General features: G+C 47.3%; 8 protein-coding genes. 1 reads left to right on the top strand and 7 read right to left on the bottom strand.

Annotated features, from left to right (window positions below):
• Positions 1 to 20 precede the first annotated feature (20 nt).
• The 6 genes from LS482_RS09930 to LS482_RS09905 form a co-directional block, all read right to left on the bottom strand.
• Positions 21 to 1256 (bottom strand): glycoside hydrolase family 88 protein, encoded by a 1236-nt coding sequence (locus tag LS482_RS09930; protein WP_233031630.1) that lies wholly within the window; start codon positions 1254 to 1256, stop codon positions 21 to 23.
• Positions 1257 to 1679: 423 nt separating this feature from the next.
• Positions 1680 to 6920 carry a LamG-like jellyroll fold domain-containing protein gene (locus LS482_RS21845; RefSeq protein WP_233031629.1) on the bottom strand — a complete coding sequence of 1747 codons (5241 nt, stop codon included), beginning with the start codon at positions 6918 to 6920 and terminating at the stop codon, positions 1680 to 1682.
• A gap of 131 nt (positions 6921 to 7051) precedes the next feature.
• A complete protein-coding gene (locus LS482_RS09920; protein ID WP_233031628.1) occupies positions 7052 to 8374 on the bottom strand; it encodes an alginate lyase family protein in 1323 nt (440 codons plus the stop codon).
• A 68-nt stretch (positions 8375 to 8442) separates the two neighbouring features.
• Positions 8443 to 9978, bottom strand: coding sequence for a DUF4979 domain-containing protein (locus LS482_RS09915; RefSeq protein WP_233031627.1), 1536 nt, complete (start codon positions 9976 to 9978; stop codon positions 8443 to 8445).
• A gap of 13 nt (positions 9979 to 9991) precedes the next feature.
• Positions 9992 to 11767: a RagB/SusD family nutrient uptake outer membrane protein gene (locus tag LS482_RS09910; RefSeq protein WP_233031626.1), complete on the bottom strand. Its 1776-nt coding sequence runs from the start codon at positions 11765 to 11767 to the stop codon at positions 9992 to 9994.
• 21 nt (positions 11768 to 11788) lie between these two features.
• On the bottom strand, positions 11789 to 15019 hold the full coding sequence (locus LS482_RS09905) for a SusC/RagA family TonB-linked outer membrane protein (RefSeq protein WP_233031625.1): 3231 nt from the start codon (positions 15017 to 15019) through the stop codon (positions 11789 to 11791).
• Positions 15020 to 15251: 232 nt separating this feature from the next.
• On the opposite strand from LS482_RS09905, the gene LS482_RS09900 reads away from it, so the two are divergent.
• Positions 15252 to 15530, top strand: a complete 279-nt coding sequence (locus LS482_RS09900; protein ID WP_233031624.1) for a hypothetical protein — start codon at positions 15252 to 15254, stop codon at positions 15528 to 15530.
• Here LS482_RS09900 and LS482_RS09895 read toward each other — a convergent pair.
• Positions 15520 to 16932 carry a glycosyl hydrolase family 28 protein gene (locus LS482_RS09895; RefSeq protein ID WP_233031623.1) on the bottom strand — a complete coding sequence of 471 codons (1413 nt, stop codon included), beginning with the start codon at positions 16930 to 16932 and terminating at the stop codon, positions 15520 to 15522. The two genes, LS482_RS09900 and LS482_RS09895, sit on opposite strands and share 11 nt — an antisense overlap.
• Positions 16933 to 17048: the final 116 nt, after the last annotated feature.

Below are 17048 nucleotides of genomic sequence, written 5' to 3'. Positions count from 1 at the left end.
GTATGAATCTCTGTTTTGAGCTACCTATTCGATACAAGCGCCGGATCAGCGACAGGTTTACCTTCCCTCAATTTTTTTAACCGCACTAATGCTTCAAGATAATAATAATCCGCATAAATAATGGAAGCATCCACTTCACTGCCGTTCGGATAATGTCCTGTGGAATGCAATAAAAAGGCCGTGTTCCTGTCATTACTCCGGTATTCCGGCGAGCTCAGTTCTCCGAGCATTTTTTCTGCCGATTCCCTGTAAACGGCCGCCTTTACGGGATCTTTAATGTACCCCGAGAGCTCCAGCAAAGCGGAAGCTGTAATTGCAGCGGCGGAGGCATCTTTCGGCTCATCCGGAATATGGGGGGCATCAAAATCCCAGAACGGTATCATATCCCCGGGCAACCTGTCCAGGTATACATCGGCAACTTTTTGGGCAAAGTCCAGGAATTTATCGGCACCGGTCTCGCGGTATGTCATGGTATATCCGTAGATCGCCCAGGCCTGTCCCCTGGCCCACAGGGAATTGTCGGCATACCCCTGATGTGTCACTCCCTTTACCTTTTTACCTGTTATCGTATCGTAAACGACAACATGGTAAACCGAATGGTCTTTCCTGAAATGATTTTTCATGGTCGTTTCGGCATGTTTTACAGCTATATCGTACAGTGAATCCTTCCCGCCGTTCTTACTTGCCCAGAACAACATTTCGAGGTTCATCATATTATCGATTATCGTATTGTGCGGCCACCCCATTTTGTCAACCATTCCCGGCCAGGAAAGGATTGTACCTACTTTCGGGTTATAGAGTGTGGCCAGTGTATCGGCAGTTTTCAGAATGGTTTTCCTGTAATCGCTGTTTTCTGTCAGGCGATAGCCATTCCCGAAGCTGCAAAACACCTGAAATCCAAGATCGTGATCGGTAGCGGAGCGCACCGAAAGCGGGGTCAGGTACCGGCTGAACCGGTCTGCCTCTTCTTTCCATTTTTCTTCTCCCGTATACTCATACAAATACCACAAAGTACCGGGCCAAAAGCCACTGGTCCAATCATTATAAGGGACAAATTTCCAATGCCCGTCAGCCTTGCCTGTTATGTTCCTCGGCATTACCGAATCTTCCGGTATATGCTTTAATGTCTGCGAAGCCTGCGTTACACAATAATCGAGATTTTTATCAATATTGAATTTGTTGTTTTCCTGTTTTTTTCCACATCCCACCATTCCCGTGATAAGCATCAACAGAAAGTATACCTCTAATTTTTTCATATTGTTTTTGTAATTTGTAAATACTGAATGTTGAACCGCAGAAATCTGAAGTATTAAAGTATAAGTTGTGCGTTTTTAACTTCAGCATTCGATATTCAGCATTCGTCGTTTATTATTCAAAATGGCACCACATACCGACCTGTCCGTTTCCGTTTTTTTATAAAAGAAGAGGTATAGAACCTGAAAGGGCCACGGCCTTTCCAGGCATGCCTTCTATACCTCTTCTTAACTACTAACTTTTTTGTTATCTGACACATTCAAAAGAGCCCTGGGGAGCAAAGCGTTTGTATCGTTGTCCTGCCCCCCGGCTCTTTACCACCCAGACTATTTATGAGAAAATAGTTTTATACTGCAATTTTAAGTTTCCCCGGGAAAAACGGGTTGCAATTATCATCCACAACAGATAAATCATGGTTCTTTTGCCTAATTCCTGATTATTTTTCTTGTGGTGACGCTGTGTTCATCCTTTATTTTTATGACATAGATTCCCTTTGGCAGTCCTTTTACATCCAGAATTTGTTCTTTTTTACCGCTAAATTCCTTTGCTTTTACCAATTGCCCCGTACTGTTAAAAATCTGTACGGTAGCATTGGTTTCCGGCGCCTCTTTTGCCGTAATGACAATAAAATCATGTGCAGGGTTGGGATAGATGATAAAGTGATCTTCTTCCGTTGGCATTGCATTCACAGCAGTTTCTGCACTGCAGGTCCCCAGGTGCCCACCATAATCCAATAAATAAGCTACCGCCAGTGACTCAACACACAATTTGCTGTCGTGGAAACAGACCTCGACTTTACGCCCCCATTTCCCGCAACCGACATTGACTTCCGCGATACTGATCTGCGTTGTAGCACTGCATCCTTTTGCATCGGTAACTGTTACCGAATAGGTTCCTTCGGCACTTACATTTATGGCTTCGGTATTTTGTCCCGTATCCCAGGAATATGTATATGCCCCTTCACCTCCGGAGGCATTTGCCCGGATGGTAAGTATTTCTGCAGGGCCATAACCCGGGTAGATGGTATTGGGCGCTACTGCGGACGTCTGATCAACAGCATAGGCATCGGCTATCGCTACCGTTAAGGGAGGGTTTACCACTACAACAGTAGAATCGACACTTTGATTGCCCTGAACATCTGTGGCCGTCCAGGTGATCGTCGACGCACCAACATTAAAGTTACCGCTGGCATCAACACCTGTTCCTTCTCTGGCCGTACTTCCGCTAACGGTGTATTTAACTTCATCAATTCCACAGTTATCCGTCGCGATCAATTCGGGGACCGAATAGGTTTCGGTATCATCGTAGCAATAAAACTGTTCGGCCGGTGCAACAACGGAGGGTTTCAGGCTATCCAGTACGGTAACCGTTGCCGTTGATGTGCCGCTATATCCCATATCATCCGCACCTGTCAGGGTGACTTTCACCGGAGTTTGTATATGAGAACAGTCAAAAGTTGTTATGTCCAATGACAGCCCGAGATCACCCCGGTAGCTTTCCGAACCGTCGTCAACCTGTTCCGGGGTAATCACTGCCTGGCCTTCTTCATCCAGCGCAACGGTTATATCCTTCGCCAGAACATAGGGCGGCAGTTTCATTGCATCCAGGATCTCGGTAGCAGACAAGGCCCTGTTGAATATCTTGAATTCATCCATAGCGCCTTTCAGATGCGGGTCCACCGCATTCTGCCCTTTTCCCAGGTAATTATTGGTGGTGGTGCCCAGGTCTGAAGGCCGTTTGGTGAAATCGGTACCGGAAGCTACCTGCTCCCCGTTGAGGTACATTGTTGCGGTATTCCCGCTCAGGGTCAACGCTATATGCGTCCAGGTACCTGGTTCCCAGGTATGGTTATAGGATAACTTTGGATATCCACTCCGGGTCTTAATAGCAAACCGGATCCCTTCGCCGGAAGTCGATGTCTCCGGGGTCAGGAACATGGAGTTCTCGTTCTCGGTACCAAAGTCAAAAATACGGGCCCATGTTGCCACTTCGTCCAAACGAACCCAGGTACAGATGGTGAAGTCATTTATCTCCGTCATAATCCCTTCGGGAAGGGTTGCGTATGATCCGTTTGTACCGTCAAGTTGAACGGCATTGTTTGCCGTACCTTCGCCCCAGCCTGCACCACTTTCCAGCGTACCGTCCAGGCCCGACCAGGAATCGGAGGCGATATTGCCTTCGGCCTCATCGAATTTCAGGTATATATATTTGTGAAGATTTGTACTTACCCGGGTTGAATTGACCGATTCGCCATTTGAATTGACGGCGGAAACCACATAAAAATAAGTGTCCCCTTCCGTATAACTTTCTTCGTAAGAAGTTGTAGTAACTTCTGCGATGGTATTGTATGGCCCTTCCCGTGTCGATGCCCTTTTAATGTTGTAGGAAGTAGCTGTTTCACTCGCGGACCAGCTTAATGAGACCATATTTTCCGCAATGTCAATGCCCAGGTCTTTCGGTGAATCCGGCGGTGCCAATTCCTGATAAACGGATGCTATTTCCGAAGCGTCCAGGGCTTTGCTGTATATCTTGAATTCATCTACGGTACCCTTTAAAAGCGGGTCCGGCCACTGGGATTTCCCGATCCAGTTTTGGGCAGTGTTCCCGAGATCTGCCGGACTGAGGGTCATATTCTCGTTACGGCCGACTTCTTCCCCGTCAATATAAAGGATCCCTACGTCGCCCGATTGGGTCACTGCCACGTGATGCCAGTCCCCTACAGAAAGTGCCGGGGAACTGTTGATCTGCTGATCGATGTTGTCGTTCCTGATGGAATAGCGCACCGTGTTGCTGCTACTTCCCGGGCTTAAAAACATATACTTGTCTGTTCCCGAGCCAAAATCGAAGATACGGCCCCAGGTGGGGTTTTCATCCAGTTTCACCCAGGTACTGACGGTAAAATCGTTCACCCCGGTCATAAGACCGGCGGGTAATTCAACATGAGAATCACCGGAGCCATTGAGTAAAATCCCGTTGTTTACAATACCTTCGGTCCAGGTCGCCCCGCCCATGAGCGTGCCGTCCGTATCGGTCCAGGTATCGGCCGCAATACTGCCTTCGGTCTCATCGAAAGCCAGATAGGCGATTTTTCCGGGAGCGGCACGCACTTCTTCGGAATTAGCCGATTCTCCTTTTTCATTAATTGCGGTAATCACATAATAGTAGGTGCTCCCTTCGGTAACGCTGAGATCACTGTAAGAAGTGGCGGTGAGACTGTCAACAATAGTATATGGCCCTCCGCCGGTTGTTGCTCTCCTGACCTTATAGGTTTCAGCCGTAAGGCTTTCTTCCCAGGTAAGATCGACCTGTTGTACGGATATGGAAGTGGCCCTTACATTAATGGGTTCGGGAGGTATTGCTAATTGCGGGGTTGCACTTACTTCTTCGGAACTGGCACCTTGGCCCGCAAAGTTTGCTGCTGTGACCACATAATAATACGTGGTGTCATTATCGAGGTCTGAATCTGTATACCCGGTTTCATTAAGGTTTGTAGCCACCTCTTCATAAGGCCCTCCGCTTACCGTAGAACGTTTTAAGGTATAGCCGGAAGCATTAGTTGCTTCATCCCAATCCAGGGTGACCCGGGTGTTGCCTGCCGAAGCCGTAAGGTTGGCAGGCGCCTCTGGCACACTACCATCGAATCCTGTGACAGAAACGTGGTCATACCGGGTAGTATTCCGGGAAGAGGTATTTCCGGAACTGTTGAAAAGCCCCACATATACATGCTCAGCCATTTCTATGGTTCGGCTGCCTACTTCAAACCATTCTTCTTTGTTATTGGATTCGTATACCGTAAAAGTGTTCCCCGATCGGGAAATCTTAAACCAGATTTCAGGTCTCCATGTATAGCGGTTACCCCCTATCCATTCCATATTCCCACCCGTCTCGGAGCGCACACCCATTCCGGCAAGGCGCCATCCTATATCTCCTATTTTCATCAGTACCGTCCTGGCATCGGGATCCAGGGATTCCCGGATCATAATCCCCGTTTTTTGTACCCCTCCAAAATCATTCACCCTCGCACTAAGTGTTACGTCCCCCGAAGCAATTCCGTAGGTGAAGCCTAAGGCGTCGGAGGTGCCCCCAACGATTCCTGCTCCCTTGGTTATAAAAGTATGGCCTGTATTAACCTCAGCATAAATGGCCTCTCCTTCAATTTGTAGCTCCCCAATGTCTGTGCGGGTCCACCCCTCCGGCATTATTTCTATCCCTTCCACAGGTGTAGCGGCTATTTCTTCTGAGTCCGGTCCGTCCCCTTTCTTATTATGAGCAGATACCACATAATAATAGGTGGTGCCATTGTCTACGTTGGTATCGGTATATACCGGGTTAGTACTCCCTCCTCTTGATATTTCTTCGTAAGGTCCGCCAGGGGTTGTGGAACGCTTGACAATATAGCCTCTGGCATTCATGCTTTCGGGTGCATTCCAGCGCAATTGTACCCTTCCTATCCCTTCATTTGCGATTAATCCCTGTAATTGTCCGGGAGGTGCCGCAAAGGTGAGCGGTGATTGATTAGCATCCAAAGTATAAGTGAGCCCGCCATGCCCCAATTGGTCGTTTGTACTGCCCGTAAACCTCATAATTTGCGCCATGGCCCTGACATGGGGCGCCTCCAGTCCCTGTTTTACTACATAATGGTTATAAACCGCCTCCCAGACAGGCTGGTCAAAATATCTTCCCAGGGCATTGCCGGCTACCCAGCGATGCCTGCGATTGGAGCAACTGTTATATTCTTCAAAAAACGGCGCCGGGAGTGAAAGTGCACCGGTACGGGCCACATATTCCGCACCTTTTAGAAACCTGTTATCATCGTAACCATATAAGTCCTCGCCCTGGTTCCAGGCCAGTTGACAGATATTGGCCATCAATCCGATGCCAAGCATGCCATGGGACTGGTCCCTGCCGGATTCCTGCCATTGCCCGAAGTTTCCCTGGACAAAGGGAATGGCATTGTGAATATTTCCGCTTCCGATCCCGTTTTTAAAATACTTCACGCCCTCATTAAAAATATCCCTGTCATCCACGAGAATACCTATGGCAATCTGTGCGGAAATATTGTTCAGGTCCCAGTTTGCCCAATAATGTGTAGGGCATGCACCGCGATGGTTGGTCAGGAAGTCATGGGTTACGGGATAGAAATACTCCTTCATCATGAACTTGAACTTCTCAAAATCTTCAGGATCCCAGCCCTCATAAAGCCTCATGATCTCCGCACCTATGGCCATCGCCGTAAAACCTATACCTCCCAGTCCCAGGATATCTGTATTTCCTCCCGAAGGGACCTGGTTTACAGTATTGGCGTAGGCATTATATATGCTTATAGCCTTTTCGGCGTGGGCTACATCCCCGGAGACGTACCAGCGGATAGCGTTCAGGTAAGCCGCCTGTGCATCCCTGTTCATGTTCTGTCGCTGGTTGGCATTTTCCAGGACACCGCCGGATATACCATAAGTGGCACTCGATTTCCAATCGGCCTTCAGCGCATTCCAGCTTTCTATCCACGGGCTTTCCCCGGCAGCTACTTTGTCTCTCATACGATTGAGGTCTTCCAGGGTATGGAGGCCTCCGGGATGCACAAATTCCTGTGCCGTGATCCCGCCGGAAAACAGCCCCGCGAAAAAGAGCAGTAATGCGATCTTTAAAATAGTAGTAGTTTTTTTCATAGTTATGTAAAATTTGGTTGATTGGGTATTCAGATGTGTTCATGTCCGGTTCCCGGGTATAGCAGAAGAACAGGGGGGAACCAGGGGACATTTTTTTGCATTACACTGTCCCCGAGGTTCTTACTACCGGATCATTCCCGGCTGTAAAGCAAAGTACCGAACCCGAGCTGGTCATAACCTCCGCTATTGGGGCCGTAATCACCGCCACCACCTTCAACGCGGTGTACCTGTGCCGCCATAGTGGTGTACCGGGCCGGAATTCCTTCCTTTACCACATAGTGATGATACAGGAGTTCCCAGATGGGACGCTTTCCTCCTTTCCCGGATGCATTCACCTCGGTATGGACTTCAACTCCCCCGCAAACACTCCAGGGGTCTTTATAATTTCTGGTATATTCTTCAAACGGGACATCGAGATTGGCAAAGTTGTATTTTGCGGCATATTCCGCCGCCTTCAGTATCCGGTTATCGTCATAGGCATACAGGTCTTCGCCCTGATTGTAGGCCGATTGGCAAATTATACCTAATAAACCGACACATAAGAGTGTATGTCCCTGATCCCTGCCACTCTCCTGTAACTGTCCCAGATCTGTATCGTCGTTGGCTGACTTCGGATGGATAAAGTTAATCGCGTTATGGATATTCCCGTTCCCTTCTCCTTCCATCAGGTAATCCATGCCGTATTTATAGAGATCTGCCCTGTCGCACAATACGCCTATAGCCATGACATTGGCAAGGTTGGCCAGGTCCCAGTTCGCCCAGTAATGCGATTTACATGTGCCCCAATGGGTTTCCAGGAATGCATGGCTTACCGGATAAAAGACATCCAGCATCCATTGTTTGAACGCCTCAAAATCTTCCTGCACCCATCCTTCGTAATCTCTCATCAGTTCTGCGGCATTGGCAAATTCGTATCCGTATATACCGGCAGCCAGTGCCACATTCGAATCCCCACTCAATTCCTTGCAGGTAGCGGCCCAGGCATTCAATATGTTAATAGCGGTTTCGGCATGGGCGACATCGCCGCTGATCTTCCACCTCAAGGCATTCTGGTAGGCTGCTGCCGCATCGTTAAACGCCCTGGAGTAATTATCGGGCTCCGGTTCTTCACGAGAATTGCCGCCCCTTATCAGTTTTTCAACCGGGGCAGGCGTATAGCCGGAAGAAGAATGGCTATTGGCCGTTAATTTGTTCCAACCCGAGATCCAGGGTTCTTCTCCCGCATCTACCCTGTCCTTGACCCTGTCAAGGTCCTCGCCGGTATGTAACAGTCCCGGATGTACGAAGGTCTTGTTTTCATCGACCGTTATTTTTTCAGGTTCGGTTTCTTCCCGTGTTTCATCGTTTGCTTCCGGGTCTTCTTCAAAATTCCCGGCCGAATCTTTTCCACATCCCAGAAACAGGGACACTCCCAAAAAAAGCAGTATCCCTCTGAACATTGTTAATTTTATCATGGCTTATATATTTAATTTAAGGAAATACAGGCCGGCAACTTTTACCGGCCCGTGTTATATTTACGTTGTTACCGTTCAATAAAATCAGACAGTTCTTCCACGTTTTTGAACGTCCTGACCCAATGTACCTCGTAACCTGTTTCAGCGGAAGTGATGTCTGCAATTTTAAGCTGTACAACCAGGCTGGTCTCTATTCTGCTTTCTGTGCTCTTCTCCGAAAAGTCCCAGTAGATCACATCCAGGGCTTCAAAATCGCTATGGTGGTCATTATTGTCAAAACTGCCGATATCCGGAATATCCCAGCGCAGGTTCCCTTCAGCGGGCCTGTTGGTTATTTTCATGGCCATGATAGGGTATTCATTTGTATAAATCCAATTCCCTTTACCGGCAATATTGTATTTCAGGTCTGCCCTGCGCTTGTTGGTACCATCAAACTGCGAGGCATTGAAGGTAACTTTTAACTGCCCGTCTTCCACTATCCAGGAGGCATCCTGTTGAGGAATCCAGTCGTCTGCACCGGAAGTGTTAAACTCAAAAACATATTTCCCCTCGGGAATAACCGCTTCTACAACATTACCGTAAAATTCGATCTCCGCTATATTACAGTTGCCGTCTTCAGAATAATAATAAATGTACCGGTAGCTTTCAGTCGTTGTTATGGAGATATCCGTATAAACGCCTGCGGGGGGCGCTTCCATTATGGTATGTAGAGTAACAGCATCAGACAATGTCGGGTCATTTGCCCCCCTGATCTCTCCGCCCACCATACGTTGCGGATGCGATTCCCGCGGAACGTAACGAACCGATGTCAGCTGTGCAGCCTTACCTGTTCCCATATCATAGCCTACATAACCCGTAGCTGACGGAGCATCTACGGCGGTATTTACATCGCCATCTACGGCTGCGGTGATCTCTGTATCCGGGTTGTCGCCCCATGATCCTTCATGGCCGATAAGGGTTCCTGTAATCAGTTCATCACCTATTAAGAAATACGGCCCTTCTATTTCCTGTCCGTCAATATCTAAAACGATAGTATTTGATTCCGTATCGGGAACTTTAAACTTAATCCCGGTTTCCGTGGCAGAAATAACTTCTGCGGGAGTTTCTCCTATAAAAACGCTTACCTTATTGATGTCCGAACTGAAATTCGTTCCTGTAACGGTCACTTCATCTCCCGGCTGTCCCCGTTCCGTATCGACCATTGTTATCGAAGCACCGGGGATATAGGTAAAATCATCGGCAGTAACTTGTGTATAGCCCCACACGGTCACCGAAACAGGACCGGTACCTGCATCTTCGGGGACCGTAACAACCATCTCGGTATCGGCATAACTTACAATGCTGTCTCCTTCTACCGTAGCCCCGTTAAATGCTATTCTGGCCGCTCCTTTTTCTTCTCCGAAATTGGTCCCGGTTATCGTTAACCGGGTTCCGGGCCGGCCGGATTTGGGAGTGAAGTCCTCCACGGTGATTTCCGGTTTGGGAAACTCCCTGAAATCGGGGTCTTGTTCACATGAAGTGGTACAAAGCACTAAAGATGCAAAAATGACAAACAACAATACGGCATTTGCTGCATATCGAATGGTGATATTTTCTTTCATCATATCCTGTTTTTGGTTAGTATCCCGGGTTCTGAAGCAAACTGTCGTTCAGGGCCATCTGATCCATGGGTATCGGCCAGAGGTAATGCTTTTCCTCTACGGTATGGTTGAGTCTGCTATCGACCACCACACAGTTTAACACGCCTTCGGGGGTCTCCACGGCTTCTTCACCCCATAAATAGGAGTTGGCGTCATAAGCCTCCGTCGGGTTCCCGGATTCATCAACAAAATCTGTCGGGTACGAAGCACTTCCCACTACCCTCCCCAGGCGGGAGGGGTTTAATGCTTCTTCGAGCATGCCCCAGCGTTTCAGATCATCAAACCGTTTTCCTTCCCGATACAGTTCAACGGCTCTTTCCCTCCTGATCTCCCGTAGCATGTCAAGACCGTTTTCGGCAACCAGTGTATTGGTAAGATGCGCCACCTCCGCACGGTCCCTCAATTTATTGATCGAGGCATCCAGTTGCGCGTCGGTAATGCTTCCGTTCAATTCGTACAGTGCTTCTGCATAGATAAGATAGACCTCTGCCAAACGGAGAATAGGCCAGTTGGCTGATTCTTCGTTATCTTTTCTGCGATCGCCAAAACCGTAAACGGCATATTTGCTGTTGCCGTAACCGCTTGAACCCAGGCCTCCAAAACTTAAAGTGACGGATTGAGGTGCCGTAGTAGAGGCATACAGGTAGTTCAACAGGCGTAAATCCCTGTCTTCGAATTCGGAACCGGCGGTTCGGTATCCCTGGAACAAGGGTGATTCTGAAGGTGGCAATCCATCCCTGCAAACCGCCATATCCACAAATTTACGGCTCGGGTACAGCTGCCAGGAGGTCCAGGTAATATTTTGGCCGGACTGCTTAAGGTTAAAGTCGTATACCTTGTATAAAATAAATTCCTTATTCGTGGATTTGTCATACCCTCCCGGGTTAGACCCTTCATCCTCAAGGTTGAACAAATACCAGGAACTCAAATTTTCCATGTCAGGATCGGTATTTTTATTCCACAATTCATAGCCGCCACTGTTCATGACTTCTTCGCACATGGTAACAGCATCCTGTAACATGGCGTTAACGGAGGGGTATTCCGAAGGCATCACTGAACCCGCGCCTTCCGTTGTTCCATCACCGTCTGCCGAGGTCCCCACATATTTTTCCCATGTGGCTTCGTACAGCTCCACCTGTGCTTTTAATGCCATTGCTCCCCATTTGCCAACCCGGCCCTTATCGGTTGACGGAATATTCTGATCGTTCGGCAGTTTTAAGATCGCCTCATCAAGATCTGCCAAAATCTGTGAAACCACCTCATACCGGCTATTCCGCGGACCGAATAATTCGGGGGAATCCACATCCAGTACCGTTGTTATCAAAGGGACACCGCCAAAAGTTCTGAGTAGATTGAAATAGATATAGGCACGAAAGAAATGAGCCTCACCCGTATATTGGTCGATATTACCCGTACCGGTATATTCGGCTGCCTGAGCCAATAAAATGTTGCAATTACGGATACCGGAATAGTCCCAGCTTGTTCCGCCCACGGCAATTGTTCCATGCCCCAGGGAAGTACCATTGCCGTTAGCATTGGCCGATAAATCCGTACCGTTGTCCATATTGCCAAAACTCCATCCCTGAAGCCGATCGTAAAAACTGGTCGTAAAATCCTTAAAGTCTCCCGGCTTTTTAAAATATGCCGCATCTGTAAACTGGGCGGGCGGTTCCAGGTCTATAAAATCGTCCTGGCATCCCAGGAACCCCAGAAAAAGCCCTCCGAAAATTATATAGTTGAATATTGTCTTCATTTTTTTAATTATTACTGGTTATTAAAATCCAATATTTACTCCAAAAGACCACGTACGGGCAAACGGATAGCCTGCATTATCGCCATCGGTAGCATTCGCTCCCGCTTCGGGATCAAATCCATCTTTAATGGCGGTGGCTTCCCACAGGTCGTTTCCTGAGAAATACACCCGTAATTTTCTCATTCTGAGTTTTTCCGTGATTTTTTCAGGTAATGTATAGCCTACAACCAGCGTTTTTAACCGGATATACCGGCTGTTCTGCAACATAAAATCGTTGTTGGCATAATTCCATTTGGCACGTGTAGAATTAACCGTCAAACGCGGGTATGCAGCCCCCGGGTTCTCTTCTGTCCAGGTTTTTCCCAAAAAGGTCGGGTTCTGGTTTGTATATATGGCCCCGAACGGATAGGCCATATATCCGCTACGCATGATATTCTGCTCCAGGTGGCCCTGGAAAAAAGCGTTGAGATCAAATCCTTTCCACGAACCGCCCAGGTTAAAACCGAAAGTATAATGCGGTTCGCCATCGCCGGCGTAGACCAGTGAGCTTTCTTCATTACCGTTGGACGTGATATTCCCGGTCCCCGCTACGTCCACCTTTTTGGTATCGCCCGGGCGCAGTGTAACGGCCTGGTTGTTCTGGGGCAGATTTGCCAGGTTATCACTATCGCCATAGGCCTGGTAATACGCATCTACTTCTTCCTGGCTGTTAAAATAACCATCGGTCTTATACACAAACCAGGATTTCCACGGATAACCGTTTACTATACCATTACGGCCGGCCCTGTAGTTATCGGCCCCCTCTACATTGTCCACCAGGGTTTTGGTATTTCCTATGTTAAAGGATATATTATAACTGAAATCCTTTTTATAATCTTTCCACCCGATCACAAATTCCCAGCCCCTGGTATTAAAATTTCCGTTGTTGGTCTTTGGCGCCGAACCTCCCAGAACCGAGGGATAGGTAACATTGATCAGCATACCCGAGTTATCTTTTTCGTAAAGGTCGAAAGAAGTGGTGAGGCGGCTGTTAAAGAAACCGAGGTCGACACCTATATTTTTCTGGGTAACCTTTTCCCAGGTACGGGTATTGCTGATGAGCCCGTTATTATTTAAACTCGTAGCGGTTTGTTGTGCGGCAGGTTGCCCCAGGATCTGTGTTCCTATATGAATCAGGGAGAGGTAGTCAAAGTCATTGAGTTCTTTATCTGCCGAGTTCCCTGTAGTAGCATAACTTCCCCTGATCTTACCGAAATCGAGAATGTCCGCGACAGGGTTCAGGAAATCTTCGTTGGTAAACACCCAGCCCAACTGGACGGAACCAAAGTTTTTGAACTTGTATCCGGATGCAAAGCGTGAATGACCGTCCCTTCTCCCGACCATTTCAACAATGTATTTTTCATCGTAGTTATAGTTCAGTCTTGCCAGATAGGAATAGCGACCGTTCTGTGTTTTAAAACCGTCATTGGTCTGCGTTTCCTTGGAGGCCGCGCTAATGTCGTAAATACCCCGGTCTTCGAAGCCTACACGCCTTGCACCGAGCCTCTGGTAAGTGTATTTTTCGGCATTGATCCCGGCCATGGCCGAAATATTGTGAACCTCATCAAAGGTTTTTTCGTAACGCAACAATGCCTGGTAGTATTGGTAGAATTTCGATTCGCTGCCGGCCGTGTAGGCGTTGTTCGTTCCGTCGGTTTTATAGGCGTAGTTTGTGGGGTTGCCGTACCAGTCGTAAAGCTGTACGGGCACTACATAGTGTTCGTGATCAAACCTTTCATTCTGTAATGAGGCCAATCCTTCCACAGCCAATCCGTCCCAGATATTATAAGTAGCCTTCAGATCGACCCTGCCGGTAAGCTTTTTTTTATCGTACCTTCCCGCATCGGAAGTCGTGGCTGCCGAATTTTTAATCGCTCCCCCGTCAATCCCGTTAAAGGGAGCAAACCATTGGCCAAGCGGGTTTTTGGCCGGGAAGAAAGGCATATCGAACGAATAAAGAATATTTCCCAATCCCCGCGAAGGCTGACTGGTATGCGCATGAATAATACTGATGTTTGACGATAATTTTAATTTTTCAGACAGTTGGTAATCATAATTAAAACGGGCGTTGTATTGCTTTTCTCCATCATAGGCCGTTGCCAGGTTTCCCTGGTTATCGGCATACCCCAAAGACAAGCGGTAACCCGATTTATCCCCGCCACTGGAAACACTCAGATTATGCTGAAATGAATAGCGGGTAGCAAACATCTCATCGATCCGGTTGGCATTGTAGACATAGAAATCCGTATCAAAAAGATCAAACTTCCCTTCCTTTCCCTGCTGCATCTGCATCAGGTTTTCTTCTCCCCAGATCCACCAGTTCGGTGTTAGCTCTTCTCTGTTGGCTTCTATCCACATTGTGGCATATTCCTGCATACTTGGCGCATATCCTATCAAACCATTGGTGTTGAAACGGAAATTGCCGTTGTAATCCACCCTGACTTTTCCCTTTCCCCTCTTGGTAGTTACCAAAACCACTCCATTGGCAGCCCGGGAGCCATAGATAGCGGCCGCACCGTCTTTAAGTACCGAAATGCTTTCGATATCATCGCTGTTCATATTCAGAAAGGCAGTTTCATCGACCACGGGTACGCCGTCTATAATGATCAACGGATCGGAGCCATTAACAGAAGAAGCTCCGCGGATACGGAAGGCTATTCCTTCATTACCCGGCCGGGACGAACTCCTCGTCACTACCAATCCGGGGGTTTGTCCCTGAAGTGCCAAAGCCGGATTGGTAACGGCCCTGTCTTCAAAAACATCGGAACTTATCTGTTCAACAGCCCCGGTAAGCGTCGCTTTCTTTTGTTTTCCATATCCCACAACTACAACTTCCTCCAACTGGGCAAGGTCTTCCTCCAATGCCGCATCAATGGTATTTTGATTGTTTACGGGAATCTCTATGGTTTTAAATCCTACAAAAGAGACCTTCAATACGGCATTGGCCGGATCGTCCACCTCTATTTCGTAATTCCCGTCAAAGTCGGCCACCACTCCTGTTGAAGTTCCCTTAACCATTACCGTGGCTCCCGGCAGTGGCTGGCCGTCTGTTGCCGAGGTTATTTTCCCGGTGACTTTCGAAAATATCTTTCCCATATCCCGGCGAATGGCTCCCGGATGTGCATACAGGCTGCCAAACATGCTACATAGCCATAGAACACCGATGAGGCCCCCCATCCGTGTTCTTACTCTGACAAAATCATCTTTTTTCATAAAAATTTTGGTTTGGTTCTCTCCTTCCCTTGTTCTATCACTTTACTATTAGTTTTATCCTGAAAAAGACAAGACAATGATCTGCGGTAAAAAGCTGTTCGGAAGAAGTTTGGTTTCAGCATACAATGATAGCCAGACCGGCTTATAAGGAATATCAACTATAATCCAATATTGATAAATTATAACCCATTTTACGGTCTAAATATCATTTAACGGGTTAAAAAAATAACAAATGCTGAATTTGAAGAAACAATCAGGAAAGGGAACCCTGTTTACAATCTTAAACAGTTTTTTACTTCAAAGCAGGGCAAACATATCAACGGAATTTCGGTATTTGCAGGCGGATTTTGCCTATGACTTGATTGTAAATTTACGTGAGGTACAGAGACACCCGGAAGGCTGCCCGGTTCAAGGGAAAGTTCTTTACAGGCAGCATCCGGGGTTTCGTTCCCGTCTTCCATATAAACAGAACGGAAATATTTTCAGTGAAGTGACTATTTTTATTTTTTAAACCTTACATTCTTCACAAAATCCCCGATGATAATATCGCCTTCCTCGGGAGAAGTTACTTTCTCACCGTTAATCGTCACATTTTCAAAAGTCACGCCATTGATCATCCGGTCTTTGTTGTATCCTTTGATCCGGGAAGGGCGAACACCCGAACCATTGTAAGTAATATTCCTGAAACGGATATTTTCGATGGATCTTCCCGACTTGGTATTGTATTTTGGGTTATTTAACACGCGTAAGTCAAACAAACGCCCCTCCTGTATATCTTCTACCCGGATATTTTCATAAGTCACATTCCGCACCAGGTTGTTATCAGCTGCTACGATAGCCATAGCGCCCAGGCAGCATGGATCATCTTCATCGTGTTCCAGAATGTCGATATTGGAAAAGATGATATTTTCAATCGTATCTCCTTCGTGTTCAGTATTTCCATGGGCCCCTATATTAGTGGGATGGGCTATATCCGCCCAGAGGATAGAGTTAGAGATCTTATAGTTTCTTGCATCCCCGTAAAAATCCCAGCGGTGGGCATAAATGGCAATGCAATCGTCCGAATTACGCATAAAAACGCCATCGATCTCCACATCCGAACAACTCATCAGGTCAATGCCATCACTCCATCCCCTGCAACTAAAGGAGGTCAGGTTTTTGATCTTCAATCCCCTGGATTGCCCTCCGTAAACGGTATAATGTTTCGGATTCACTACATGGATCCCATCAATTTCCACATTTTCGGAAAAGCGGATCTCTACGCCCCGTTCGGGTTCCAGAATGATGCCCCTTCCGATGATACGCACATTTTTAACATTGTTGCATAGCAGTTTTCCCCTGATTGCAGCCCCGCCATGGATATACACGGTCTGCCCGCTTTTGACCTGGAAGACATCCCCCGGCTTATCCGGGGCTTCGTGTACACCCGGACCGAAATAAACCACATTAGGGTCATTGGGGTCCGGGCGGTTTTCCTCAATAGACTGGGCAAAAAGGTGTAGGTTGTGAAGTCTGTCCCCGTCCACTTCTACGGAAATATTCCTGGGCTTGTCAAGCGTAAATTGAATGATATTGCCTTTTACCTCCGGCGTGATCTCATAAGATAATGGCCTGATGTCCACGGTATTCACCAGTCCGTTGTTTTTCCGGATCTTTACTTCTACTGTTCCCGAAAAATCAAAATAGACCATGGAGGCCTCCTGCACCCGGTCCATGTCTACCTGCACTTTGTATTCGTAAAGGTCCATCCATTGTCCTCCGGGATTCCTTATCTGCACGGTAAAATCATCGTTGTGCATGGAATAAAAAAGTTTCCTGGGAACATCATAGGTGACCAGGCTGTCCTGTGCAAAGCCTGTGCCTGCCATCATAATACAAACAAACACTACAAAAACAAATGAGAACTTTTTCATCGGCTTGGAATATTTTTAATCTATTTTAGTATTTATTAATGCTTTAAAATTTCAGTTGTTGGAATAATCCCGTATTATTTTAACAAATCTCAAAAGCTCCCTTCTTCAGACGAAGT

The organism is Sinomicrobium kalidii (genome assembly GCF_021183825.1).
Classification (GTDB): Bacteria; Bacteroidota; Bacteroidia; order Flavobacteriales; family Flavobacteriaceae; genus Sinomicrobium; species Sinomicrobium kalidii.
Note: the sequence above shows the minus strand (reverse complement) of the source record. Positions and strands in the feature narration are given on the sequence as shown.